Origin of the sequence: Chamaesiphon sp., from assembly GCF_041738855.1 — a bacterium.
Taxonomy (GTDB): domain Bacteria; phylum Cyanobacteriota; class Cyanobacteriia; order Cyanobacteriales; family Chamaesiphonaceae; genus Chamaesiphon.
In genome coordinates, this window is record NZ_JBGSPA010000051.1 from 1 (window position 1) to 24525 (window position 24525).

The following is a 24525-nucleotide window of genomic DNA, read 5'->3' on the forward strand; positions in this document are numbered from 1 at the left end:
ATTAAAGTCAGTGAAGGAGTCGCCCCCTCCACTGCTCTCCAAAACGGAACGTGATAGTTTCCCATCATTCCGCTCCTCAGTAAAACGGTCGTTGTCATCAAAACGTCGTTACCAACATATCGTCTTGCCAGAACCAATGCTCTGACTCGACTGGTGGCTTAGGCTTAACACTATTACAGTTAGATTTGTTGCCAGAACTGCCATCGCTGGCAGTTTTTGTGTCGTGACAATGCCGATGAAGTAGTTGCCAATTCTCATAATTGTCCTTACCACCTTTCGATTTTGGGATGATGTGGTCAACTTCTATCGAATCTCCATCTTTGAAGTAATTTCCGCAGTGAGAACATTTACCTTTTTGTCGTTTGAGCAGATTAGCTACCCTAGTAGATACTTCGGGATGAGTCCCCATTCTTGTACTCCAGTAAACCCAATCACCATTGTATGGTGAGGCGTCACCTTTAACCTTTATATAGCGTCTGATTTCAGTTTCGCTATGTTTAATTAGCTTTAGAGCCGTTGCATCTTCTCTAGGTGCGAATACCCAGTTATCATTGCCAATGGTTTTAAAGTATTTGCGGCGAAGCCAACGCCGATCCTTATTAAGGTGTCTGCGTATTCCCCATTTCCAGAGTTTGTAAAATGTCAGAGACCTTAATCTTAAAAAGACTTTTCTGCTAATAACGGTGGAGTAATAATTACACCAACCCCAAATAATCGGGTTTAGTTGTTTAATTAAAATTGCTTGGCTAAGACCACGCGACTTATTTATTACCTCTGCTATCTTGCGATAATGTCTTTTCTGACTCTCTTTCGATGGAGTGATAATGGTTTTAAATCCTAGTACATCACCCTTAGTGCTTTTACCTGAATTGTACTTACCGACAGGAAACTGTCTGATGTTAAATCCTAGGAAATCAAATCCAGGTTTTACGTCATTATGTGTATTCAGTGTATGAGCAATTCGTGTTTTACTAGGTTTCAATTCCAACCCAATGTCAATTAACCATTCTTCTATTGTTTCTTTACACCGATTGATGACTTCAATGTTCTCATGGAGGACAACAAAGTCGTCGGCGTATCTAATTATTGAGATTGATTTAAGCTTATTCATAACACTTATTTGATTGTTATTAGTTTTTGCTTTCATATCAAACTTAGGGGCTAATCCCTTAATCAATTCCTCCAATCCATGAAGGGCGATATTAGCCAATAATGGACTAATAACTCCACCTTGCGGTGTACCTTCATTTGTGGGGGACAGCTTCTTTCCATCCATAACACCAGCTTTTAACCAAGCTCGGATTTGTCTCCGTAGGGTCGGGAAGGTATTTAATTTTGATAGAAGTTTGGTGTGGTTGATGCGGTCAAAGCATTTTGAAATATCCGCATCAAGAACAAATTTAGATTTGTACCTGATTGCCAAAAATATTGCTCCAATCGCATCATGACATGAGCGTCCTGGTCGGAACCCATATGAATTAGGTTCAAAACGCGCTTCCCATTCCGGTTCAAGAACCAGTTTGACTAACGCTTGCAAGGCGCGGTCGTTCATTGTCGGTATGCCTAAAGGTCTTTCTTCGCTGGTTCCAGGTTTGGGTATCCAAACTCGGCGCGTAGGTTTTGCTTTGGTACCCAGTTTGATTTTATCTACCAATGCGAGACGTTGCTTCGGAGTTAGGGATTTAACCCCATCTATACCCGCAGTCTTCTTACCTTGGTTATCCTGAGTAACCCGACGAACCGCTAATAACCTCGCCGACTTAGAACTTATCAAAAGTTTCTGGAGTCTGCGAACTAACTTGACATTGCCACGATTAGACGCTTGGAAAATCCGCTTTTGTAACTTATGAACGCCACGCTCTAGCTTGCGCCAATTAATGTCGCTCCATCCATACATCGGTTTTATTGCCGTGTTCATAGCATCTTAATTACTACTTGTAGCTTTTCCTTCCGTAATACCGTGTGTACGTCAGCGTATCCTTCCCATTACAGAAAGGCGTTAGCTTCTTACACAATCTTTCCCACCAGTTACCTACTTTCGTAGAAATTTCGTCTTAGCTGACTACTGGAAGTATTCGACCTCTCCCAGAGTAATCCGATGGGTTGCTTCGTTCCACATAACCATTCTTGTGTGACTTGTAGGATGACACCTCTTCACCGAGCTTTTGGGTAACGCTTGGTGTATCGGACAAAAACCTTACACCACCCTATGCTAATGCCCTTTTGGGACTCCCAGCGCATAAAGCCTTATTTCGCTGGTTTAGTATAACGATGATTCAATCAGTGTCTTAGCATAAGTTATCCATAGTCACGTACTTACGGGATACCAGCTTTAGGCTGCTAGCTCTTTCCGCTTTTATTCCCGCTTTATGGATTGATGGCTAGTCGCTACCATAGGGAATAGGTTTTCACTCCTGCGTCTGGAGGATTGGACTTGTGGTTTCTAGGATAGTCCCACTCACCAATAAGGTTATATAGTTGTCATCTGTTAAGAATTAAAGTGCGAACTCTACCCGTTAGGGTTACTTAACAGAAGCTTCTCATCCCCTGATTACTCAGTTTCGAGAAAACGAATCGCACTCAATGCTACTATTAAAGAACTATAACCAGTAAAAACGCCCACTTCTAGACATTTTTTAGCACCGATTAGCTGCACTAATAAACCCATCAATTGACCTTGCTCTGGTGAAACCTGCATATTCACCAAGGGATGTACTGATGTTTCCTCGCGGAGTTTAGTCAAGATCGTGGGTTCGCGGACAGAGCTGGCGATCAGATATTGGTAAAGACGATCGCTTAAACCGTTGGCGGAGCCTTCCTGAAAGAAAATCGATTGATTTGACATAGGAATATTGATGAGTGGCGATCGCGATAGCTGAAGTGAACTTTTAATGAGCGATCGCTTTGAGAAGAGTAAGATCGATATCCGCCAATTTTAAGTTTGTTCGCTCTGGGTAGGATTAAAAAAACGAGAGCAAAACTTACCCTCGTTCGTCTGCTCCGCTCAATGAGGGAGACTCAATCTTTGCAAATGCGGATAAAAGGACTTGAACCTTCACTTCTTGCGAAACCAGAACCTAAATCTGGCGCGTCTACCAATTCCGCCATATCCGCAGGCATCTTTGAGCATAACACAAGTGACTGGTGAAGTAAAACAATTTTAGAAGATAGAGGGTAGGGGGTAGGGGGTATGAGCCAATCTTGAGTTACTTTTGCCGGAAGTTTATTGATGAAATAAATTTTCTAAACTAGCTGCTACTACTTGGCGATCGGAGTCCTGTCGGAGTGCGAGCAAAGCTGATTGTGCTTGGGGTTCGTCAAATTTTTGGAGCGCGTAGGCGACTCTCGTCCGTAAGCGGGGGGAATCAGCCTGAGCGAGGGTGAGGAGCTGCGACAGTACAGCCTGGTGATGGCTCGATCCAGTCAGCGCACCTAGCGAATCGATCGCGGCTTCTTGGACTGTCACATCGTCACCAGCTAGAGCCTCCGTACAGACTTCGATCGTTTGGGCGGGACAGTCTAGCTCTTCTAGAGCAGCCAAGATACTGCGACGCACCAACCAGTGATCGTCTTGACAAAATGCCGAAACTAGGTGAGAAATTGATACTTGCCCAAACAGCGAGAGCGAGTTGGCGGCTTCCGCACGGACATTGGGGGTGTCGTCAAACTTGGTCATTTCCAGTAGCGCGGCAAAAGATGCTGCCGTCTGTTGGGTTCCGAGTCCTCTAGCAACAAACGATCGCACCAGAAATTCGGGATCTGTGAGCGTCGCAGTCAAAATCGGGACAGCAGTATCTGGATCGTAAGCCTTTAGAGCCGAGATCGCTTTGAGGCGATATTGAAAATCAGGATTACTCAATGCAGCTTCAATTTCAGGTAATTCCATCACAACACCATAGATATCTTCTTTCACTCTAATCAAAAGCTGCACCACTTGGTGACGCGATCTGCGAAGATTTAACTAGGTGGACGCGATCCGCGATCGCGATCCTCCCCATATTTTAAAACTTAGCTTAGATTCATTTTTAGGAAACTTACGCACATGGCATCCGATCTCCCGACTACGACAGCAGAGATTACCGCTACCGAACTCGCAGATATCATCGCCGAACTCCAGCAATATCGCGATCGCTTGGTGCATGACACTACCGATGCGATCCACAAAGCTAGACTACCCAAAGCCAAAGCTTTGGCGCAACTGGAACCAGAACTCTTGAAAATTGATGCGATGATGCAAGATTTGCACGATCGTCATGCTGCGTTGATTGCTAGTAATTAAGCTGGTGAATGGTGGATGGTGGATGGTGAATGGTTGCCAATTACAACTACGATCCGATTGGGCAGATCCTGGCGTTTTGGCGAAGGATTTAATTATTGAGATTGGTGATTAGGATAAGTATGAAATCTGAAGATACTCCAGTGGCGATCCTCGATCCGGCTGAAACCGATGCTTTGATGCGATCGATTACCGAACAGATCGATCGCGATACCTTTGATGCTGATGACGTGACAACGCTCAAACAGATGGTGGAATGTCTGGGCGATCCGCGCGGGTTGGTACGGCTCCGGTTTGCCCAAACATTGGGCGACATTGGGGGAACTGCGACACCATTATTGGTAGACGCACTCTTGCATCATGCCAACCCTGTCGTGCGGCGAGCTGCGGGCAAAACTCTCGCGCTAATCATCGATCCTGATACCGTCCCCAGTCTGCTTTACGCGCTGCTCAATGATGAAGATACGGTAGTCAAAGGCTCGGCAGTGGGCGCGTTAGCAAAGATGGGCGCGGCTTCAGTACCAGCATTGTTAGAGATCTTAGCCGATCCGGTGCGATCGCAAAGTACCAAAGGTCATGCCGCCTGGGCATTGGGGTTTATCGGGGCAGAAGCTGCTCCGTTTCTAAAGGATGCGATTAAGTCAGAGTCGATCGATGTCCGCTGTGCGACTGTATGTGCGATCGCCCATTTAGTTCAAGAAACAGCCGATCCTCACGCCGCTCAACTGCTGCTAGCAACTCTTCAGGATCGAGATCCCAATGTCCGATCGGAAGCTGCTTCCGCGCTTGGCAAAATGGCATATTTACCAGCATTACCCCATCTGATTACTGCGTTGGACGATCCCGATAGTGAAGTCCGCCGGACAGCCGCAGTAGCATTAGGGAAGTTAGGCGATCGATCGGCGATTCCACCTCTTCAAGTTGCGCTGACTGATGAATTAGAGCCAGTGAGGGTGTTAGCTAAACTCGCGATCGCCAAAATCGAAAATCGCGGCTTTAAGCTTTAAGCTTTAGGCTTTAGGCTTTAGGCTTTAATGAGTGACTGTCATAACTCATAACTCATAAATTATGAAATCCCAATGGGAGTGTGTGCTCGAAAATCTAGGTGAATGGGTAGGCTCCTTCACCACCGTTACCGCTAGTGGTGAGCTAATCGAAGATATTCCTAGTAATATCCAGCTCATCGGTACGAGCGATCGACGGGCAATTCATTTAGTCTTAAAACGCTTTTACATTCTACCTGGGAGTACCGAACGATTTGCCAAGGAAGTCGTGTGGGACTTTAGTACCCCGCCAGGGATTGGCGCAATTTATTTTGAGACGGGCGCATTTAGTTCGGGCGCACTGACAGTGACGGCGGGTGTTAAAACGATCGCTGAATTTTCACTAAAAGCTACAGATCGCCGCTTTCGGATGATTCAAACGTTCGATCCCAATCAAAAACTCGATTGCATTACGTTCGTGCGCGAATATCGTCAAGGTACAACTACCCCCGAGCGTCCCCATCTAACTATTGCAGATTTGTTAGGTACCTGGAAAGGTATTGCCACCACATTAGATGCCAATTCCGAATCACCGACTGTTAGTAATCCAGAGTCTACATTGACAGCCAGCGATGCGGGCGATCGGTTAGTCGATCGGCGAATTCGGTAGACTTGACAGTCATTAACCAACAACTGCTAGAATTTGCCGATCGTGAAGATGGTCAGTCTTATCAACTGCTGCTGCTTCCTGATGGTGGGTACACGACCACACCGACCCAGATTCGGCTCGGATGCCCCTTCTGTCTAGAAATCGGTTGGATCTATCAACCAGGCAAGCGACAGCGGTTGGTGCGTCGATATGACAGCACGGGGAAATGGTGCGGTGCCTCGTTTATCAGTGAAGAGGTCGATCGGGTATAGTACTTTGACATGCGATTTTTTGAAATGAGGAGGACCGAAAGTTGCCTTCGTAAAGGCGTTGGTGGTGATGACTCGATCGAGCGGATGAGTATCCAAAAATGATGGCGATCTAGCACAAAAGATCGCACCAGAAGATGGAGAGCATTGGTAACCGCCTCTATCTTTGGGGATATTTTGAATCTACAGCTATCTACCTTCAGTTGGACGCTCTTTAGACGAGCGTTACTTAAAATAAGTGCAAAGCCCAGATGTAGCAGTGCTTAACCATGACCAATTTTGTTGAGAGAATAGATCGATCGAAAGATAATCCCCGCGATCCGCGCAATAATGAGGTCGTTTTTCCCGATTTCGACCCTGAAGGCAGTAATTTATTGACACCGATAAATAATTCTCAACTTGCTAAAGCGATCGTTAATAACTTTTCAGCTTACCGTCAGGGTTTATCGCCGCTCCGACGAGGGATCGAAGTAGGTGTGGCTCATGGCTATTGGCAGCTCGGGCCATTTTTTAAATTCAATCCATTGCGGTACACTGAGTCGGGCGCAGTGACCGCACTCGCATCTGATATCGGTCTAGTTATCATCTCTGCTGCGGCAATCGTCCTTTATGCCGCTACCAATCCACCACCACCGATCGCGACAAGTACAGTGCCCAATCCTCCCGCCGATACGTTTGCCAGTACCAAAGGTTGGAATACTTATGCAACAGGTTTCCTGATTGGAGGGGTTGGTGGTGCTGTCATCGCATACTTTATCGTCGCTAATATCGATGTCTTCCAAAACTCCCTACGTCTGATTGGCTGGTAACAGTTTATTTAGGTCAAAATTGGGTAATATAAAGAAAAGATTAAATTTTTTAGCGAGCACGATTATCCAAAATATTACTGTCAGTCCCCATGTAATACGCCTCCTCTGGAAGGCGGTATCGGAAATCAATTACCAAGCCATGCTCTCGCTCCCCGATCGAGATTTATCCAAAGCCATTACCGAAAAAGTTCGAGATCGCGTCATCCTTGATGCCCAAGAGTCCCAGAAATTAGATGCTTATCTAGCATCCAAGCTACTACTCATCAGAGATTTAGCTGATGCTATTTAGCTGTTCTACTTCTCTGTCCATACAGGCACATTAGGGACAATCTATGAATTGTCCCTGATGTGCTTTCCCTAATTGCTCGTTAACGTATTCTCCGCCTGAACAGCATCCACAATTATCAATTAATTTAAGCCTTCACGTTGACTTTGACTTTTGGCTGCACAAAATAATCACCGCGATCGTCAACGCCGATTTGCCCTAGCGATTCATCCCCTGTAATCAATCTCGCCCCACGTTTGCGGGTGAAATAACTCCACGTCCATTGAATGAATACCACTAATTTACTATCAAATTCAATCAGATAATAGATGTGGACGAATACCCAAATTAACCAGGCAAAGAAGCCAGACATTTTGACTTTACCAAAATCGGCTACCGCTGAATGTCTGCCAATCACTGACAAGCTGCCAGCATCATAATAATCAAAAGCTGGCAACCTCTCGCCGTCAAGTCGCTTGAGGATCGAGTCAGCAACATATTTGCCTTCTTGAGTCGCTACAGGTGCCACACCAGCTAGTGGTTTGCCGTCTGGCTTGGTAAAATTTGCCAAATCGCCAATGACAAATATCTGCGGATAGCCCTTGATACTCAGATCTGACTCTACCATTACCCGCCCCACGCGATCGAGTTCGACGCCAGTACGCTCAGCCAAGAGCGTGCCCATCGCTGAAGCTTTTACTCCTGCTGCCCACAACACAGTTCGTGCTGCCATGCAGGTAGTATTCTCGCCCTGACGGATGGTAACGACGTTATCTTCGATATTTGTCACTAATGCTTTTGTCTGCACCTTCACGCCCAATTTGACCAGGGATGCTTCAGCTTTGGCGGATAGTTCGGGTGGATAGGGTGGCAATACGCGATCGAGTCCTTCGACGAGGATCACTGTTGCTTCCGCCGTATCGATATTGCGGAAATCTTTCTTGAGGGTACTGTAAGCCAATTCGGCGATCGCTCCAGCCAATTCTACCCCAGTTGGGCCGCCGCCGACGATGACGAATGTCAGCCAAGCGCGACGTTTTTCGGCATCAGTTTCTTTTTCGGCGGCTTCAAATGCCATGAAAATCCGGCGGCGCATTTCCAGCGCATCTTCAATAGTTTTTAAGCCTGGAGCCGTCGGTGCCCATTGCTCGTTCCCAAAATAATGGTGGCTGACACCTGTTGCGACGATCAGGGTGTCATAATTTAGCTCGCCTTTGTTCAAGAAAACTTTCTGTTGATGAGGATCGACATCTTGCACCTCACCCATGATGACTTTGGTATTCGGCTGCTTGTTGAGGATCGATCGCAAGGGTGAGGAGATGTCCGCAGGCGATAGTCCACCCGTCGCTACTTGATAGAGTAGGGGTTGGAATAAGTGGAAATTCCGCTTGTCGATCAGTGTCACTTGTACGGGTGCCTTACCCAATGATAGTGCCGCATGAAGCCCGCCAAAGCCCCCGCCGACGATAACGACGTGATGCGGTGACTGGTTCTCAACTTTATTTGTCACGATCGGGTGTCCTCAAATTCAATCTTGGCTGGTGGTTGTAGCCACCCACTCCGTCGGTTAAATCGATCGGGTTGGCGACTGTCTACACTTAGCTTAATATATATCTCCAAAAAGACAAGTAGTCAGCGATAAGCTGCTGGCGATCTGAACTCGATCGATCCAGAGATTTTTCTAACTCGAATAGTATGAATATGATGAGACGAATCTAGCAAATCTTAACTATGCTACTAGCGATCGTGTCAATCGCTTTTTCAGGTAAATCAAACAAATACAATGTGGATCCTCGATCGATGAACCCAGATAAAAAGCCCGCAGGTGCGGGCTTTTTATTAATTAGAATGAAATAGATCTGCTTCATTCCGACCCTGCCGTGGGGTTGGAAACCCCCGCTGTCGATGCAATGTCCGCCTACGCGAACTAATTGACTAGTCCGCGTAGGCAGACTTTGCATCATTAGCCCCCATTTCAATCGGAGGCGATCTTATAACGGAGCCAGTAGGCTTCTACTCTATCGTCGAGCTAATTTCTTAGAAATCTTCCGTAACCGAATCGATTGAGGTGTAACTTCTACCAATTCATCACCACTGATATATTCTAAAGCGCGTTCGAGCGTCATATCGATCGGTGTTTTGAGCTGTACCAATTCTTCCCCACCAGAAGCACGGTGGTTGGTTAATTGTTTGCTCTTACAGATATTGAGTTCGAGATCCTGCGGACGGTTGTTTTCACCAACGATCATCCCTTTATAGACCTTGGTTCCAGGTTTGATAAAGAATGTACCGCGATCTTCAGCACCCATCAGTGCGTAGTCGGTAGCGACACCTTCCTCGAAGGATATCAGTACGCCATTGCGACGCGCAGAGATATCCCCACAAGTCGGACGATATTCCAGGAAACTGTGATTCATAATCCCCGCACCGCGAGTCATTCGCATGAATTCACCTCGGAATCCGATCAAACCACGAGCGGGAATGACGAATTCTAGGTTGGAACGACCATTCATCCCGACGACCATATCCTGCATCTCACCCTTGCGCTGACCGAGACGTTCGATACAGCTACCGACGGAATCTTCAGGGACATCGAGCGCGAGCAGCTCGAATGGTTCGCACTTTTGACCGCCAACTTCACGGTAGATTACTTGCGGCTGGGAGACTTGGAATTCAAATCCTTCGCGACGCATGTTCTCGATCAAAATACCCAGGTGGAGTTCCCCGCGTCCAGCGACTGCGAACTTGTCAGCTTCAGCGGTTTCGTCTACGCGGAGGGCGACATTTGTTTCCAATTCTCGGAATAAACGATCGCGAACTTGGCGCGAGGTGACGTTTTTGCCTTCAGTGCCAGCAAAAGGCGAGTCATTGACGCAGAAGGTCATCTGCAAGGTAGGTTCATCCACCTTGATCATCGGTAGAGCCATCGGCATGTTGGGACAGGTGATCGTCTCGCCGATATTGGCATCGGCAAATCCAGTCACCGCCACAATATTACCTGCGGTTGCACTCGGAATTTCGATCCGCTTCAAGCCATCAAAACCCAGGAGTTTGGTAATCCGTGTTTTGACGACCGATCCATCTTCTTTGATCAGCGCAGCTTGCTGACCCATGGTAATCGTCCCGTTGTGGATCTTGCCGATGATAATTCGACCGAGATAGTCAGAATAGTCGAGAGTGGTAACTTGCAGTTGCAATGGCTTCTCTGAGTCGCCAACTGGGGGTGGAACGTGGCGGAGGATCGCCTCAAACATCGGTACCATGTCAGTACCTTTGGTTTCCATATCGTTCTGGGCATAGCCACCGATCCCCGAAGCAAACAGGTGAGGGAAATCACACTGATCGTCATCCGCACCGAGTTCGAGGAATAAATCGAGAACTTTGTCTACTGCTACATGGGGTGAGGCTTGTTCGCGATCGATCTTGTTGACAACTACAATCGGACGCAGACCTTTCTCTAGAGCTTTCTTGAGTACGAAACGAGTTTGAGGCATCGGCCCTTCATTGGCATCCACAATCAGGATACAGCCGTCTACCATCCCCAAGACGCGCTCGACTTCACCACCGAAGTCTGCGTGTCCAGGGGTATCAATAATATTAATTAATGTTTCTTTATATCTAACGGCGGTATTTTTAGACAAAATTGTGATACCGCGTTCGCGTTCGATGTCGTTGGAGTCCATCACACAAATAGGCACTTCCTCACCTTCGCGAAAAACACCAGATTGTTTCAAGAGGGCATCAACAAGGGTAGTTTTACCGTGGTCTACGTGCGCGATGATGGCTACGTTACGAATGGGAATGCTCATAAATTGGGGAGTTAGGACTCTAATACGATCCGATCTAACAGGAGGAAATTTACGAATCTTTGTAAATATCTATGAACAATTGTAGCCGATCGTGGGTACTATTGCTGTGAGCAGGACGGCTTGACTTTAAACCGCCGTCACCTGTCGATCGATCCGATGTGAATTGGCATAGCTCCAGACCGTATTTTCGAGCAGCATCGTCACTGTCATGGCTCCCACGCCACCAGGCACGGGGGTAATCCAACTCGCAACATCTTTGACTGATTCAAAGTCTACATCACCGACTAGCCGCGATTTACCAGTCGTCGGATCGGTCAGTCGATTGATGCCGACATCGATGACGATCGCCCCAGGTTTGACCATTGCGGTAGTTATCATCTGAGTTCTGCCGACAGCAGCTACCAAGACATCTGCTTGGCGACAGACCGCCGCCAGATCTGGAGTACGGGAATGCGCGATCGTCACTGTCGCATCAGCGGCGAGGAGCATCAGCGCGAGGGGTTTACCGACGAGGATACTCCGCCCGACAACTACGGCATGTTGACCCCGCACGTCAAGTTGATATTCTGCCAGCAGCCGCATCACGCCTCCTGGAGTACAGCTTTGGAGTCCAGGTTCTCCCCTGACCAATTTACCTAAATTGAGAGCGTGGAGTCCATCTACGTCCTTGTGGGGAGCGATTTCATGGAGGAGAGCAACTGAGTCCAAACTAGCTGGTAAGGGTAACTGAACTAAGATCCCATCGACGCGATCGTCAGCATTTAACTCATGAATGATAGCGGTGAGTTTTTCCTGGCTGACATCAGCGGGAAAGTGCGATCCAAAAGACCTAATACCGACTTGGGCACAGGCTTTTTCTTTGCCGCCCACATACGCAGCACTAGCTGGATTATCGCCCACCATTAGCACAGCTAATCCAGGTGGACGACCGATTTGAGGTTGGAGCAGGGCGATTTGCTGCTGCAAGGCAGTCTGCATCTTTTGCGCTAAAGCTTTGCCATCGAGAATCTGAGCGGTGTGTGTGTTCATGATAAATCTATGTATTAGCTGGGTATCATTAGTAGTAGCGATCGATCGCGATCCTCAGCACCGCAATCGTACGTCGCTCGGATTTAGATCGGTTGCCAGCTACGGGAAGCAGAGGATTGAGAGGGTGACGATCTGGGCTGTCAACTCATATTATTATTTAGCGATCGACGCCATTGCTTCAAAAAAGTAATTGATATAATCAGTACATCTGCGTCAAATTGCTGTTTAACTTTTTCAGATGTGTACTTTACGCTGGATAGAGAAGTGCAAGTTTAGATTATAAGGTAGCAAAAACACTAGATATCTGCTGACAATCTGACGATTGACTCTGGCACGATTGGCGATTGCTGAGGATCGCGATCGCTCAATCTACTCACCACAGCTTGATGAATACTATTAAGTATCTGCGAAATTGCAGACTATCGCCGCATAATTGGAGAGTGTCCTCATCTGTAAATAGCAATTCACATCCTCGTTCCTAACCATATACTTGTTAAGATCAAATGAAAATTACACTGATTAGTTCTTCCCTTAAAGTTGGTGGTGCGGAACGAGTCATGTCAATTATTGCCAACTATTGGGCTGCAAGAGATTGGCAAATTACCATTCTCACTTTCGACGATGGTTCGCAACCACCATTCTACGATCTCGACAAGCGGATCGAACATCGTTGTTTGGGACTGAAATTGCGCGATGGTTATGGGATCTCGGCAGTGAGCCAAAATCTCCGCCAGATTGGGATGCTCAAAAAAGCAATTGTCGCTAGCCGTCCCCAGGTGGTAATTAGTTTTGTCAATACTACCAATATCTTGACGTTGCTGGCTTGTTGGCGGATCGATGTACCGACGATCGTCTGCGAACATGTCTATCCAGCTTTTGGTGGATTGGGTAAGGTTACGCAATTTCTCCAAAAGTGGGTTTATCGACGGGCGACATTGATTACGGTTCAAACGCATAGTGGACTGGCTTTTTTCCCCTCATCTCAAGGCTACGAAACCCTGGTGCTACCCAATCCAGTTGCACTACCCGAATCAGAGACGATCGAGTCTCAACTACACACCGACGATCGCCATCTCCTCGCTGTCGGTAAGCTCACCCACCAAAAAGGTTTCGATCTTCTGATTAAAGCTTTTGCCCAAGTGTGCGACAACCATCCCGAGTGGACTTTGACGATCTTGGGTGAGGGGGATATGCGTGCTGAGCTTGAGGATCTCTGTGTGAAATTACAGTTGGACGATCGGATATATATGCCTGGAGTGGTGAGAAACATCGATGCTCATTTGCGGAAGGCGGATATCTTTGCGCTTTCCTCGCGGTTTGAGGGTTTTCCAGTCACTTTGTGCGAAGCGATGGCTTGTGGGGTGCCAGCGATCGCGGCTGATTGTTTGAGTGGGCCGCGCGAGATCGTCCACAATGGTGTGGATGGACTACTGGTAGTGTCTGACAATGTGGATGCACTAGCAGTGGGACTAGATTTGTTGATGTCCGATCCTGACAAGCGTCAATATTTTTCGCACTATGCACCCAGAGTAGTCGAGCGGTTTGGGGTAGAGCCAGTGATGGCGATCTGGGATGGTGCGATCCGCCAAGTGAGCGATCGATATTCACGCAAATGATCTAGATCGGTGGATGGTGAATGGTGAATCGGAGCGCGAATCGCTGTCAACTGTCAACTGTCAACTGTCAACTGTATTAATTACAGTATTTTTCGACGCAGCGGACAAATATCTCTACTCCTGTAGCTAGTGCTGTCTCATCAAAGTCAAATCGGGGATGGTGATGGGGATAAGCTAGCGAGAGATCGGGATTTGCCGCACCGAGAAAGAAGTAGCAACCAGGGACCCGTTCTAAAAAGAACGCCATATCTTCCCCGCCCATCGTCTGACATGCTGGGACTACCCCCAGTGGTGTCTCGACGATATCTGTCGCCACAGCTTTAACGAGATCGGTAATTTTGGGATCGTTGATGACGGGTGGGTACAGCTTGACATAGTTCAACTGGTAGGTTGCCCCCTGACTGGCACAAATACCAGCGACGATCGTGTCAATTCGGTGCTGAAAAAAGTCGGCAAGATCGGGATTGAAATATCGGACTGTCCCCGTCAAGGTGGCTGTATCAGCAATTACATTTTTGGCAGTACCCGCATGAAATTCACCAACTGTCACTACCGCCGAATCGATCGGGTTGATATTGCGGGCGACGATCGCCTGGAGTGCCGTAACAATCTGGCTGCCCACTACGATCGCATCGACTGTTTGGTGTGGCATCGCACCGTGTCCACCCTTGCCTTGGATGGCGATCGTAAATAACTCCACCGCCGCCATCAAGGCACCGCTCCGCACCCCGATCGTCCCCAATGGTAAATTATTCCACAGATGTAGCCCGATAATGGCATTGACATCGGGGTTGGTGAGGACTCCCGCCTCAATCATCGGTTTGGCACCGCCTGGACCTTCCTCAGCGGGCTGGAAGATGATTTTGACCATGCCTGCAAAGTCGTTTTGATGCTGCGAGAGATAGTAAGCCGTCATCAACGCGATCGCCACATGTCCGTCGTGCCCGCAAGCGTGCATCACCCCGTCCCGTTGCGACTTATAGGGGACATCATTGGCTTCTTGGATCGGTAGAGCATCCATATCTGCCCGAATTGCCAGCGTCTTGAGCCGAAAACTCGTCTTGCGCCCCTGAATCATCGCGACAATACCTGTGTGAGCGACTCCTATTTGATGGGGAATCTGCCACTCCGTCAGCTTTGCCGCGATCGCGGCTGCGGTCAGATGTTCTTGGAAGCCGAGTTCGGGCTGTTGATGGATTTGCCGTCTGAAGGCTATCAACAGCGGCTGCAAAGCCTGGACGCTGGGTCGAATCTTGTCAGGAGCGATCGGTTGGGTAGGAGCGTTGGTGGCAAACATTTGGTTGTAGGAATAAATGAGCCGATCGTCTCGTCAGATTTAAATTATGTTGATTTTAACGCTGTTGGTATCAGGTGGGCAATCCTAAATCGAACAGCCGAGGTCGATCCTCGGCTGAACTTGCTAAATGGTTGGCTGGTGGCGATCAGACAGCTTCGATATTTTTTTCACCAGTCCGAATCCGGACGACTTGCTCGACTGGGCTGACGAAAATCTTGCCATCACCGATTTCACCAGTACGGGCAGCAGCAATGATCTTGTCTACCACCATATCAACTTGACTATCTTCGATGACCACTTCGACTTTGAGCTTCTGGAGAAACTCGACAGTATATTCAGAGCCACGATAGCGTTCGGTTTGTCCCTTTTGCCTGCCAAATCCTCTGACTTCAGATACCGTCATGCCGACGATTCCGGCGTTGACGAGGGCGATTTTGACTTCATCTAGCTTGAAAGGGCGGATGATTGCGACGATCTTTTTCAATTTTGGTCACTCCTAAGTGTGTGTTTCTATACTATTTTTAGCTGCACCAACTTGACATTTTGTATCATTGATAGGCCAGCTAAACATGTAACTCTGGCTACAAAATAACAAGATGACAGTCTCTCTCGGCATAGATTTTGGCACATCTGGAGCAAGATTAGTTGCGATCGATACCGATCGTAATGTGCTGTGGTGGGGAACTAGAGAGCTAGTGGGTTGGCGATGGCGGGAGACTCTATTTGCGCTGATTCAAGAGATCCCAGTTGCCATCAAGGCGCGGGTCGGTCGGATCGCGATCGATGGTACTTCGGGGACAGTGTTGCTGTGTGATGCGATGGGTCAAATCATCGGTGTACCGATTTTGTACTCCGACGATCGCAGCAAAACAATCATGGAGCAGGTCAAATCGATCGCCCCAGCCGGACATCTAGTACTGAATGCCACATCCAGCTTTGCCAAATTCTGCTGGCTGACGAGTCAACCGAACTTCTCCGCTACAGAGCCGAGCTATTTGCTCCACCAAGCCGACTGGATCGCCTATCATCTGCATGGCAAACTGGGTATCAGCGACTATCACAATGCCCTCAAACTCGGCTACGATGTCGAACTGTTGTGTTACCCAGATTGGCTCGAAAGCCACCCTTATCGGTCATTTTTGCCCCAGGTGGTGGCACCTGGCACGCCGATTGGGACGGTTAGACCACAAGTCGCTCAGGACTTAGGTTTGGTGACTGATTGTGTCGTGTGTGCTGGCACTACCGATAGTATTGCCGCTTTTATCGCCAGCGGTGCCCAGATTCCTGGTGTAGCAGTCACATCACTGGGTTCGACCTTAGTTGTCAAGCTGCTCAGTCAGACGCGGGTAGATGATGTCAAGTATGGGATTTATAGTCATCGGTGGGGCGATCTGTGGTTGGTGGGTGGGGCTTCCAATACTGGGGGTGCAGTCCTACGGCATTTTTTCAGCGACGCCGAACTCGCTAGTTTGAGTCAGGAGATCGATCTCACTCGACCCACCGATCTCGATTATTATCCATTGTTGACTCCAGGTGATCGCTTCCCTGTCAATGACCCCGATCTCTCGCCACGAATGACTCCTCGCCCAGCTAGTGCGATCGAGTTCCTGTATGGTTTACTCACTGGCATCACCAAGATCGAAGCCCGTGGCTATGAGCTGCTGTCTGAGTTGGGAGCCACGCCCCTCGCTGCTGTCTACACGGCTGGCGGCGGTGCCAAAAATCCAGTCTGGACACAGATCCGCCAGCAATATCTACCCGTACCGATCTCGATCTCCACACATCAGGAAGCTGCTTATGGCACAGCACTACTCGCCCAGAGGGGCATGGTACGTACAAGTCGGTGAACTGGGCAAACCGAAATCTGCCGATCGGATTGACAACAGGTTGAATTCATGAGTATGATAATTTTGTCATACTCATGAGTTAAGATTATGAAACAAAAAATTGCTATCACGCTCGATCGAGAACTATTATCTTTTATCGATCGACAAGCTCAAGGTAATCGTAGTGATTATTTAAATTCTCTAATTACTCAAGAACGACGAAAAATATTTTCAGATGAAATCGTTGCTGCTCTTCAAGCAGATAGCCAAGATCCAGAATATCAAGCTGAAATAGCTGAATGGGATCGATTGGCTGGAGATGGTATCGATGCCTAATGGTACTCTAACTTATCAACGTGGCGAAATTCGGTGGGTGAAACTAGATCCGACTATTGGTGCTGAAATTCAAAAAACTCGTTCCTGTTTTATTCTCCAAAATGATACGATGAATCAACACGGGCAACTAACGATCGCGATTCCCTTTCGTCCAGGTACTAAGCAAGCACCATACGTCGTCAATGTTGAAGCTAGTAGTAATAATGGTTTAGATAAAGATCGATTTCTGGATGTTGCTCAAATTCGAGCGATCGACGGACAAAGAGTTTTAGGATTAGTCGGAATTTTGGAAAATAATTATTGGCAACAAATTCAAGAAGCACTAGCGATCGTCTGTGGCTTTGGGCTAGGGTAAATGTTCGATAGTCTCAGTTTGTTCGAGAATTTTAATAACTTTACCTATTGAATGGTGTTGCTTTTGATTTTCAACATAAGTAATCGCCCATTCGAGTCTTTGTTCGCCCAAAGAAAACACTGCGTATTCATGTTGCCAAGCGAACTTGTAATTGTCATCAGCCAGCTCTTGATTTAAGAAACGTGCGCTGCTACCTTTAATTCGTTTGGCAAAATCAGAGATTGATAATTTAGGTGGAATTGAAACAATCAAATGGATATGGTCTTCAATACCGCCGACAGCATGTAATTGACATTCTAGAAATTCTACTTTTCCTTTGATATGTGGATATAAGATTTGTTCGTGAGTGGGGGTAATTAATGGTTGTCGCTCATGGGTTGCCCAAACAAGATGATAAAATAGTCTCCAAAGTGGCATGTTAGGATATTGATGTTTTGTTTATTAATATGCCCTGGATTAGAGGGGATGTTAACATATGCGACGGAATTGGTAGATTCTATCGTAGGTAATTGCACGCATAGCCTCTAGAATCTAGTCCTTAGTTGAAGCCCTCAAATGAATTTGGGGCTAAGAGCGTAAGTTCGTTTCAACGAACTAACATCTTTCCAGCAGTTATCTTCAGATAACTTTGGCTATGAGCGCGAAATTCCATTTCAGCGCGGATGTCGATTGTACCAATAACCCCCATTTGGTTTCCGGTACGCTGTGCCAAAAGGCTTACGCCAACGCGATCGCATCCACCTCGATTACCTCCGGTACGCTACGTCAACGACTAAAACCAAATTAAAAGATCGTTATCCAAATTAGATTTGAATCGGTAAAAATCATCCAAGATCTGTAGGGGCGGGTTTATGCGATCAGTATCGATCGTACTAAATATTTCATTCAAACCCGCCCTCCCCACAAATAAAGAATCGAAGATCGTCACCAACACATCCCAATTACAAACCTTCACCATCGATTTGTGAACACTGGCGGGGATAGGCAGGTTTGGTTGAGATTTCTGGAATTGAATAATATAAATAATTGTTAAGAATTTCCACTACCTTGTATTACTTAGTTTCTATGTATGGGAATAATATGACTAAGTTTGTCGGTCAGCAGGTTGGTACAAGTCAAAAACTTAACTTGTACCACCCCATAGACTGAGAAATCCCAATTATCCCAATCATTTTTTCTATGTCTTCCATTTCGACCATTATAAAAATCCCACATTCCGCATAGCGGAATGTGGGTAACAAAGTTTCCATTGCTACTACTGGCTTGGTACTAATAGCAACGGCTCTAAGTACTTCAAGTGCAAATGCCGCATCATTAACAATTCCCACAACAACAGTTAATGGTACTGATGTTTTCTCTGGCCCGTCGTTTACAGTAACTAGTAACTTTCTGGGAACAGATACAATTAGCCTTGATGTTTCGGGGACAGTCAATCTTACAGGCGCAGGATATATCACAAATGCTGCTGGTATACTGACACAGCCGACAACATCCTTTGGTTCTCGACCCACTGGTGACTTTGTGGTAAGGTCACCTGGCATTAATTGGGGTGCTTTGCTGCTTGGTAATACCACACTAGGCTTCCGTCAGTTATTTCCAGCAACTACTGCAAATGGTCTAGGTAGTTCAAATCCACCAACCAATCTTTCACTAACTAATGTTACATTAGATTCAATTTTTGGTAGTGGTCTGATTAATGGAACAGTGCTTCAGTTCCGAATCTCTGATTCAGATAATTTTAACAATTCAGGCGCATTTACTGTCAGTAGCCCTATTAATCAACCAACAACTGCTGTCCCCGAACCATTTACGATTATTGGTACTTTAATCGGTGGTACAGCAGCAGTTAGGATGAGAAAGGAACTGAAATCTGACAAAGCATAAGTAAATCAATATTTGAATTTAGATGGTGGGTATTGCCTACCATCTAAATTTACTACCTATTTCGCATCCATCCAATTAGCCCCAACCCCAATCTCCGCCACCATCGGCACACTCAAAGAGATCGCGCCTTCCATCGTCGCCTTAATCTTCGGCTGCAACTCCTCCCACTCATCCTGCGGAATTTCCAACACCAATTCATCATGCACTTGCAACAACATCTTCGCTTGATATGGCTCCAATAACTTATCAATGTGAATCATTGCCAGCTTAATAATATCCGCACTCGAACCCTGAATCGGCGCATTCGCCGCAGCACGCAAATATCCCGAATCTAATTGTCCCAAATTGCCGAGATTATCGAGATCGATCGAGTTTGGATCGCTACCTTTTAAGCCGCGCAATTTACCACTTTCAAATCGAAAATACCGCCGCCGTCCGCAGACAGTCTCCACATATCCGAGGGCGATCGCTTCCCGTTTGATGCGCTCTAAGTAGTCAAAAATGCCTGGATAGCGATCGTAAAACTTATCGATGAAGATCTTGGCTTCACTGGCTTTTATGCCAGTCTCTCGCCCAAATCTAGCCGCACCCATACCATAAACTACGCCGAAGTTAATGATCTTACCCATCCGGCGTTGTTCGCTGGTGACTGTATCACTTTCAAATAATAGTTTGGCGGTGACGGTGTGGATATCTTCGTTTTGGTTGTAAGCAGTTATTAAAACGGGTTCTTGGCTGAGATGGGCGAGGATGCGGAGTTCGATTTGGGAGTAGTCAGCCGCCGCGAGAATCCAACCTGGTGCGGGGATAAATGCGCGGCGAATTTGGCGACTAAATTCGGTGCGGATAGGGATATTTTGGAGGTTAGGATTGGATGATGAGAGTCGCCCCGTGCTAGTGACGGCTTGATTAAAATCGGTGTGAACTCTGTCAGTTTTTGGGTGTATTAAAGCGGGGAGGGCATCGACGTAGGTAGATTTGAGTTTGGAGAAAGTACGGTGTTGGAGGATCAGATCGACGACTTCATGTTTGCCTTGCAATTTTTCGAGAGTGTTGACATCGGTGGAGTAACCGGATTGAGTTTTGCGGATACCTTTGGTGTCTAGTTGGAGTTTGTCAAATAGGATTTGCGCGAGTTGTTTGGGCGAGCCGAGATTGAATTTTTCGCCAGCCAGGGTGTAGGTTTGCTCTTCGATTTTGGCTAAGTCTTCGGCTAATACTAGTGAGAGTGTTTTCAGGTATTCAGCATCGACATTAATACCGCGATCTTCCATCTTGGCGAGGATCGGTTCGAGAGGAAGTTCGATATCTTGCAATAATGTCAGCAATCTCGGTGCGGCGGCTAATTCGGCGGTGAGGATGCTGTAGAGGCGATAGGTGCCCCAGACATCCATCCCGCAATATTGAGCTACCAAGGGGATGCTAATGTTGGCTATGGTTTGCCCTTTCGATACTAAGTCATCGTAACTTTGGGGGACGATACTCAGATAGCGGCTGGATAAGTCGGTGAGGTTGTGGCTGCTGTCGGGATTTAGGACGTAACTCGCTAGCATTGTATCGAAGACAACGCCTTGGAGGTTGATGCCTTGGTTTTTAAATACCAATCGATCGAATTTAGCATTTTGCAATACCTTCGGATAGGTTGCAGATTCGAGGATCGGTTTGAGATTTGTCAGGACTAATTCTAGATCCAAATTATCACCCGCATCGTGTCCCACGGGGATATATGCCATGCTACTCGTTTCCTCACCCCAACAGCAACCAATCCCGACTAAATTCGCATTGCGCGGTTCTAAATCGGTAGTTTCCGTATCCCAAGCAACGGGACGATTTGGATCTTGATATTGCTGGAGATTGGTAATTAAAGCCTGTAATTTAGCTACCGTATCGATAATTTGCGGTTGAATCGGTGATAGTTTACTAAGTTTAAATTTGTCAGTATCTTCAGCACTAAAAAACCACATATCGTCACCACCGTCATCGATCGCGAACGATCCGCCAGGAGTTACAATCTCATGAATTGCTTCGTGAGGACTATTGACACTCTCAGGATCGGGAGCCGCCGCACCACCAAAAGCCTCTTGCAGTTTCTCGATATCCTTGGTAAATCGATGCAGTTCTAATGTTTGTAATAATGGCTGTACATCTTGAAAATCAAACCCAGTTAATTTCGTCGCTGTTAACTCAACTTCCAACGGTACATCGGTAATAATTTTCGCTAAGTACTGGGAATGAGTAGCATCCTCCTTACCCGCAATCAGCTTCTTCCCATTGGCACCTGGAATCTCCTCCACGCGATCGTAAATAGTCTCCAAATCTCCATATTCATTCAGCAACTTCACAGCCGTCTTATCGCCAATCCCCCGCACACCAGGAATGCTATCTGACTTATCCCCGCACAGAGCCTTATAATCGATAATCTGCGCCGCAGTCACCCCCATCTTATCGACAACACCTTGCTCGTTCATTTCGACTACCGAGGGGCCGCTTTGAGCAAAAGCTGAAGTCATGTACAATACACTGACTCGATCGCGATCGTTCACCAGTTGGAACATATCCTTATCGCCAGACAAGATCTTCACCTGATAACCAGCGCGGCTAGCTCTCCCCGCCAAAGTCCCCAACACATCATCCGCCTCAAATCCTACCGCCGTAATTGTCGGTAAATTTAACGCTCTCAGTAATAAATATAGATTCTGAATATCGGTCGTGAAATCTTCCGGCGTTTCCGCTCGAGCGGCTTTATAATTTTCATCAGCCTCATGTCGAAATGTCGGCGCGCGTAAGTCAAACGCGATCGCCATTGAATCCGGCTTTTGACTATTAATAATCTCGACTAATGCCTTGACAAATCCAAAACAAATACTCGTCGGGACTCCCGCCGAAGTCATCAAGCCACCACTCTTACTTTTGGCATAGGCAAAGTAGGAACGGTAAGCGAGGGAGTGTCCATCGACGAGGATTAAGAGAGGAGTTTGAGACATACGATCGAGTAGATTAACCTAATTAAATTATACACAATCTGTATGGGCGGGTTTATGGAATAACCTACGGATAGTTCTAAAGATCTAAATCAAACCCGCCCTCACCCACAAATAATGGATTGCGTGTAATTAGTTACGAATATATAATCGATCTAGACATGCTAGTAGGGTTGGGCGGGTTTGGTTGAGATTTCTAGGATTTAGTGATAATCATTAGCATAAACCCGCCCCTACAGATAAATCGCAAAATCATAATTTTACATCTATCTTTATTCCAAGGGTAAACCAGAAATTATTTTTACACCTTTTTCTATCATCATTTTCTTTACTTTCCTATAGATGTCATTGCTACTAATAAGTAATGCTTGCGATGTTTTTGTGTCCACAATTATATACTGAGGTTCTCGATCTGGTTCATCTGAATTGATGTTTAGTAGTGCCCAAGAAGATGACGCATCCCATAAATAACTAAATTCTTCAATTATGTTTTCGCTGTCCATAATTCCAGAAGCATTCTCTCATTAGTATTTTAAAAGCCGTAGGTTGGGTTAAGCGATAGCGAAACCCAACTCACTCACCAACACCCTAGAAATGTTGGGTTTCATTCTTCAACCCAACCTACCTGTATCTAATCATCTTCTTCTTTTTCCCAATTCGGTCGATTAATTAACGTATCGATCTGGTCTTGATGACGTTCCAGCGCATCAAAAAAATCACGACTTTGTTGTCTCAAAGTATCAGAAAGTTCTCTATTTTGTCGTTCCAAAGCACGGGCGATTGCTTTGACACTAACTACTGTTTCTTTCACATCAGAAGTAACTGCCATAACTGATTTAGCGATTGAACTAGTTCTACGTTCGTGGGCACGTTCTACTTCAATAAGTTTAGAAATTTGCTGAGTATTTTCCGCATTTGCTTGAGCGGTAGCTGCTATCAATTGCTGAATTTTCAGATATTCACTCGCTCTTTGTTCTCGTTCAGTTGTTGCGTGAATTTCCATCTGCTCCATCCTTCTATCAAATGCTGAGATAGATCGAGCTAATAATTCAGCTATCTCTTCAATTCGCTGAGGTAATCTTTCTAAGGGTGTGTAGTTCGATTGAGTCATCCGATCTACTTTATGGCGGCTACTTTATTTTATTGACAGATGTAGTGGCTCGACACGCTTAATTCTGTGGGCATTTAGAGTTCTAAAACTACAAGCAGTATATTTTACGAGATCTTTTTACCCACAATTTTAAGCGTGTCGTCCCAGTAGGGTGGGCAATGCCCACGAGCCAAATATATACGAAGCAATAAGTTATACTTTTATGATTACTATATCATCCTCGATCGCTAAAACCAAGAGATGTATTGAAAAAGTAGTAAGTATTGCCCACCATTTAGATCCCAAGCAGTATTAAAAATAATTGTAAATCGCTCAATCTAAAAGTCCTCTTCACCATTACTAATCCTTTTTAAATGTAATATAATTGAAGGGTAGTGAACGATCGATCGAATTTAATCCCGATTGCAATACCGCCAAAACATCAGCCATCGACCCTGACAACATTGCCTCAACTGCCAACCACAACCCAGGAAAAATTTGACTTTTAATTACACCCTTATCATCGAGTTTCAGCCGGATATATTCACCATCTTGGAGACTAAACCAATCGATTTCTCGCTCCAAAGTCCGCCAGACAATATACTCCTGCACGCCATTTCGACGATATGCAGCCTTCTTGTCATGAAGATCGATCGATACTGTACTAGCCGCGATTTCGACTACTAACTCTGGCGCACCTGCGATGTAGTCATCCTCCGTAATACTCGCCCCTCTACCTGGAATAAACATGACGGCATCAGGCTGAGGTTCATTATCTAGATCGAGACGTACCGTTGGTTCGATACCCACAATTAAACTAGGTACATTAGCTTGGTACAAGCCCAACCAAGTCATAATTTGACTGTGTGGTTGGGCGTGACTTCTAACTCTTAATGGTGATGTCACGTAGACACCTGAGTTCGATGAAGTTTTGTCTCCTCAAACTCAGGCATTTCAACACTTTTAGGCTAACAGCAGAATTTTTTCAATTTTTGGCACATTAAAATCCACCATCAATATCATTAATAGTTGAAAAAACATTGATTTAAAT

The 24525-nt window shown here is 46.3% G+C and carries 23 protein-coding genes, 1 tRNA gene and 1 pseudogene; 12 read left to right on the forward strand and 13 right to left on the reverse strand.

The genetic code is table 11. From position 1 onward, the window contains the following. Nucleotides 1-97: 97 nt before the first annotated feature. The 4 genes and pseudogenes from ltrA to ACEW9I_RS05515 all read right to left on the reverse strand — a co-directional run bounded on the left by ltrA (nucleotide 98) and on the right by ACEW9I_RS05515 (nucleotide 3886). Nucleotides 98-1918, reverse strand: a complete 1821-nt coding sequence (gene ltrA, locus ACEW9I_RS05500; protein ID WP_373539356.1) for a group II intron reverse transcriptase/maturase — start codon at nucleotides 1916-1918, stop codon at nucleotides 98-100. Nucleotides 1919-2578: 660 nt separating this feature from the next. Continuing rightward, nucleotides 2579-2845: pseudogene (locus ACEW9I_RS05505) on the reverse strand (SAM-dependent methyltransferase); the annotation flags it as partial. A gap of 187 nt (nucleotides 2846-3032) precedes the next feature. Continuing rightward, nucleotides 3033-3114: transfer RNA gene (locus ACEW9I_RS05510), tRNA-Leu, on the reverse strand. Between the two features lie 109 nt (nucleotides 3115-3223). Continuing rightward, on the reverse strand, nucleotides 3224-3886 hold the full coding sequence (locus tag ACEW9I_RS05515; protein WP_373539378.1) for a HEAT repeat domain-containing protein: 663 nt from the start codon (nucleotides 3884-3886) through the stop codon (nucleotides 3224-3226). A 156-nt stretch (nucleotides 3887-4042) separates the two neighbouring features. Here ACEW9I_RS05515 and ACEW9I_RS05520 point away from each other — a divergent pair, with 156 nt between their 5' ends. The 6 genes from ACEW9I_RS05520 to ACEW9I_RS05545 all read left to right on the forward strand — a co-directional run bounded on the left by ACEW9I_RS05520 (nucleotide 4043) and on the right by ACEW9I_RS05545 (nucleotide 7275). Next, nucleotides 4043-4279 (forward strand): hypothetical protein, encoded by a 237-nt coding sequence (locus ACEW9I_RS05520; protein ID WP_373539357.1) that lies wholly within the window; start codon nucleotides 4043-4045, stop codon nucleotides 4277-4279. A 119-nt stretch (nucleotides 4280-4398) separates the two neighbouring features. Beyond that, complete coding sequence (locus ACEW9I_RS05525) at nucleotides 4399-5283, forward strand: HEAT repeat domain-containing protein (RefSeq protein ID WP_373539358.1); 885 nt, start codon at nucleotides 4399-4401, stop codon at nucleotides 5281-5283. A gap of 61 nt (nucleotides 5284-5344) precedes the next feature. Continuing rightward, nucleotides 5345-5929, forward strand: a complete 585-nt coding sequence (locus ACEW9I_RS05530; RefSeq protein ID WP_373539359.1) for a DUF3598 family protein — start codon at nucleotides 5345-5347, stop codon at nucleotides 5927-5929. Between the two features lie 2 nt (nucleotides 5930-5931). After that, the gene (locus ACEW9I_RS05535; RefSeq protein WP_373539360.1) at nucleotides 5932-6180 is read left to right on the forward strand and encodes a hypothetical protein; all 249 of its coding nucleotides are present in this window, start codon (nucleotides 5932-5934) and stop codon (nucleotides 6178-6180) included. Between the two features lie 266 nt (nucleotides 6181-6446). Next, complete coding sequence (locus ACEW9I_RS05540; RefSeq protein ID WP_373539361.1) at nucleotides 6447-6986, forward strand: photosystem I reaction center subunit XI; 540 nt, start codon at nucleotides 6447-6449, stop codon at nucleotides 6984-6986. Between the two features lie 19 nt (nucleotides 6987-7005). Next, entirely contained in the window at nucleotides 7006-7275 is a 270-nt protein-coding gene (locus ACEW9I_RS05545; protein WP_373539362.1) for a hypothetical protein, read from the forward strand. Nucleotides 7276-7399: 124 nt separating this feature from the next. On the opposite strand, the gene ACEW9I_RS05550 is transcribed toward ACEW9I_RS05545, so the two are convergent. From ACEW9I_RS05550 to folD, 3 genes are all read right to left on the reverse strand, one after another. Then, nucleotides 7400-8761, reverse strand: coding sequence for an NAD(P)/FAD-dependent oxidoreductase (locus tag ACEW9I_RS05550; protein WP_373539363.1), 1362 nt, complete (start codon nucleotides 8759-8761; stop codon nucleotides 7400-7402). A 508-nt stretch (nucleotides 8762-9269) separates the two neighbouring features. Further along, nucleotides 9270-11060, reverse strand: coding sequence for a translational GTPase TypA (gene typA, locus ACEW9I_RS05555; RefSeq protein ID WP_373539364.1), 1791 nt, complete (start codon nucleotides 11058-11060; stop codon nucleotides 9270-9272). Nucleotides 11061-11186: 126 nt separating this feature from the next. Next, nucleotides 11187-12089, reverse strand: a complete 903-nt coding sequence (gene folD, locus ACEW9I_RS05560) for a bifunctional methylenetetrahydrofolate dehydrogenase/methenyltetrahydrofolate cyclohydrolase FolD (RefSeq protein ID WP_373539365.1) — start codon at nucleotides 12087-12089, stop codon at nucleotides 11187-11189. 503 nt (nucleotides 12090-12592) lie between these two features. On the opposite strand from folD, the gene ACEW9I_RS05565 reads away from it, so the two are divergent. Continuing rightward, nucleotides 12593-13705, forward strand: a complete 1113-nt coding sequence (locus ACEW9I_RS05565) for a glycosyltransferase family 4 protein (RefSeq protein WP_373539366.1) — start codon at nucleotides 12593-12595, stop codon at nucleotides 13703-13705. A 76-nt stretch (nucleotides 13706-13781) separates the two neighbouring features. Here the strand turns inward: ACEW9I_RS05565 and ACEW9I_RS05570 are convergent, their stop codons facing one another. Both ACEW9I_RS05570 and ACEW9I_RS05575 read right to left on the reverse strand, forming a co-directional pair. After that, nucleotides 13782-15002 (reverse strand): M20 family metallopeptidase, encoded by a 1221-nt coding sequence (locus ACEW9I_RS05570; RefSeq protein ID WP_373539367.1) that lies wholly within the window; start codon nucleotides 15000-15002, stop codon nucleotides 13782-13784. Between the two features lie 145 nt (nucleotides 15003-15147). Next, a complete protein-coding gene (locus tag ACEW9I_RS05575; RefSeq protein ID WP_373539368.1) occupies nucleotides 15148-15486 on the reverse strand; it encodes a P-II family nitrogen regulator in 339 nt (112 codons plus the stop codon). Between the two features lie 112 nt (nucleotides 15487-15598). On the opposite strand from ACEW9I_RS05575, the gene ACEW9I_RS05580 reads away from it, so the two are divergent. The 3 genes from ACEW9I_RS05580 (at nucleotide 15599) to ACEW9I_RS05590 (ending at nucleotide 17519) form a co-directional block, all read left to right on the forward strand. Then, nucleotides 15599-16849 (forward strand): FGGY-family carbohydrate kinase, encoded by a 1251-nt coding sequence (locus ACEW9I_RS05580; RefSeq protein ID WP_373539369.1) that lies wholly within the window; start codon nucleotides 15599-15601, stop codon nucleotides 16847-16849. 87 nt (nucleotides 16850-16936) lie between these two features. After that, the gene (locus ACEW9I_RS05585) at nucleotides 16937-17164 is read left to right on the forward strand and encodes a CopG family transcriptional regulator (protein WP_373539370.1); all 228 of its coding nucleotides are present in this window, start codon (nucleotides 16937-16939) and stop codon (nucleotides 17162-17164) included. Next, a complete protein-coding gene (locus tag ACEW9I_RS05590; protein WP_373539371.1) occupies nucleotides 17157-17519 on the forward strand; it encodes a type II toxin-antitoxin system PemK/MazF family toxin in 363 nt (120 codons plus the stop codon). The genes ACEW9I_RS05585 and ACEW9I_RS05590 overlap by 8 nt, the downstream gene beginning before the upstream one ends. Here ACEW9I_RS05590 and tnpA read toward each other — a convergent pair. Beyond that, nucleotides 17511-17936 carry an IS200/IS605 family transposase gene (gene tnpA / locus ACEW9I_RS05595; RefSeq protein ID WP_373539372.1) on the reverse strand — a complete coding sequence of 142 codons (426 nt, stop codon included), beginning with the start codon at nucleotides 17934-17936 and terminating at the stop codon, nucleotides 17511-17513. The two genes, ACEW9I_RS05590 and tnpA, sit on opposite strands and share 9 nt — an antisense overlap. A 217-nt stretch (nucleotides 17937-18153) precedes the next feature. Here tnpA and ACEW9I_RS05600 point away from each other — a divergent pair, with 217 nt between their 5' ends. Then, complete coding sequence (locus ACEW9I_RS05600) at nucleotides 18154-18306, forward strand: hypothetical protein (RefSeq protein WP_373539373.1); 153 nt, start codon at nucleotides 18154-18156, stop codon at nucleotides 18304-18306. 443 nt (nucleotides 18307-18749) lie between these two features. After that, nucleotides 18750-19403: a PEP-CTERM sorting domain-containing protein gene (locus ACEW9I_RS05605; protein WP_373539374.1), complete on the forward strand. Its 654-nt coding sequence runs from the start codon at nucleotides 18750-18752 to the stop codon at nucleotides 19401-19403. Between the two features lie 56 nt (nucleotides 19404-19459). On the opposite strand, the gene polA is transcribed toward ACEW9I_RS05605, so the two are convergent. The 3 genes from polA to ACEW9I_RS05620 form a co-directional block, all read right to left on the reverse strand. Next, nucleotides 19460-22387: a DNA polymerase I gene (polA, locus tag ACEW9I_RS05610; RefSeq protein WP_373539375.1), complete on the reverse strand. Its 2928-nt coding sequence runs from the start codon at nucleotides 22385-22387 to the stop codon at nucleotides 19460-19462. Nucleotides 22388-23015: 628 nt separating this feature from the next. Further along, nucleotides 23016-23495 carry a hypothetical protein gene (locus ACEW9I_RS05615; protein ID WP_373539376.1) on the reverse strand — a complete coding sequence of 160 codons (480 nt, stop codon included), beginning with the start codon at nucleotides 23493-23495 and terminating at the stop codon, nucleotides 23016-23018. A 339-nt stretch (nucleotides 23496-23834) separates the two neighbouring features. Then, on the reverse strand, nucleotides 23835-24380 hold the full coding sequence (locus ACEW9I_RS05620; protein WP_373539377.1) for a Uma2 family endonuclease: 546 nt from the start codon (nucleotides 24378-24380) through the stop codon (nucleotides 23835-23837). Nucleotides 24381-24525 lie beyond the last annotated feature (145 nt).

Coding starts and splice junctions, on each gene's coding strand:
- ACEW9I_RS05520 (WP_373539357.1), top strand. CDS start 4,043: ATGGCATCCGATCTCCCGACTACGACAGCAGAGATTACCGCTACCGAA.
- ACEW9I_RS05565 (WP_373539366.1), top strand. CDS start 12,593: ATGAAAATTACACTGATTAGTTCTTCCCTTAAAGTTGGTGGTGCGGAA.
- ltrA (WP_373539356.1), bottom strand. CDS start 1,918: ATGAACACGGCAATAAAACCGATGTATGGATGGAGCGACATTAATTGG.
- tnpA (WP_373539372.1), bottom strand. CDS start 17,936: ATGCCACTTTGGAGACTATTTTATCATCTTGTTTGGGCAACCCATGAG.
- typA (WP_373539364.1), bottom strand. CDS start 11,060: ATGAGCATTCCCATTCGTAACGTAGCCATCATCGCGCACGTAGACCAC.
- ACEW9I_RS05530 (WP_373539359.1), top strand. CDS start 5,345: ATGAAATCCCAATGGGAGTGTGTGCTCGAAAATCTAGGTGAATGGGTA.
- ACEW9I_RS05540 (WP_373539361.1), top strand. CDS start 6,447: ATGACCAATTTTGTTGAGAGAATAGATCGATCGAAAGATAATCCCCGC.
- polA (WP_373539375.1), bottom strand. CDS start 22,387: ATGTCTCAAACTCCTCTCTTAATCCTCGTCGATGGACACTCCCTCGCT.
- ACEW9I_RS05615 (WP_373539376.1), bottom strand. CDS start 23,495: ATGACTCAATCGAACTACACACCCTTAGAAAGATTACCTCAGCGAATT.
- folD (WP_373539365.1), bottom strand. CDS start 12,089: ATGAACACACACACCGCTCAGATTCTCGATGGCAAAGCTTTAGCGCAA.
- ACEW9I_RS05585 (WP_373539370.1), top strand. CDS start 16,937: ATGAAACAAAAAATTGCTATCACGCTCGATCGAGAACTATTATCTTTT.
- ACEW9I_RS05580 (WP_373539369.1), top strand. CDS start 15,599: ATGACAGTCTCTCTCGGCATAGATTTTGGCACATCTGGAGCAAGATTA.
- ACEW9I_RS05525 (WP_373539358.1), top strand. CDS start 4,399: ATGAAATCTGAAGATACTCCAGTGGCGATCCTCGATCCGGCTGAAACC.
- ACEW9I_RS05600 (WP_373539373.1), top strand. CDS start 18,154: ATGAGCGCGAAATTCCATTTCAGCGCGGATGTCGATTGTACCAATAAC.
- ACEW9I_RS05590 (WP_373539371.1), top strand. CDS start 17,157: ATGCCTAATGGTACTCTAACTTATCAACGTGGCGAAATTCGGTGGGTG.
- ACEW9I_RS05515 (WP_373539378.1), bottom strand. CDS start 3,886: ATGGAATTACCTGAAATTGAAGCTGCATTGAGTAATCCTGATTTTCAA.
- ACEW9I_RS05570 (WP_373539367.1), bottom strand. CDS start 15,002: ATGTTTGCCACCAACGCTCCTACCCAACCGATCGCTCCTGACAAGATT.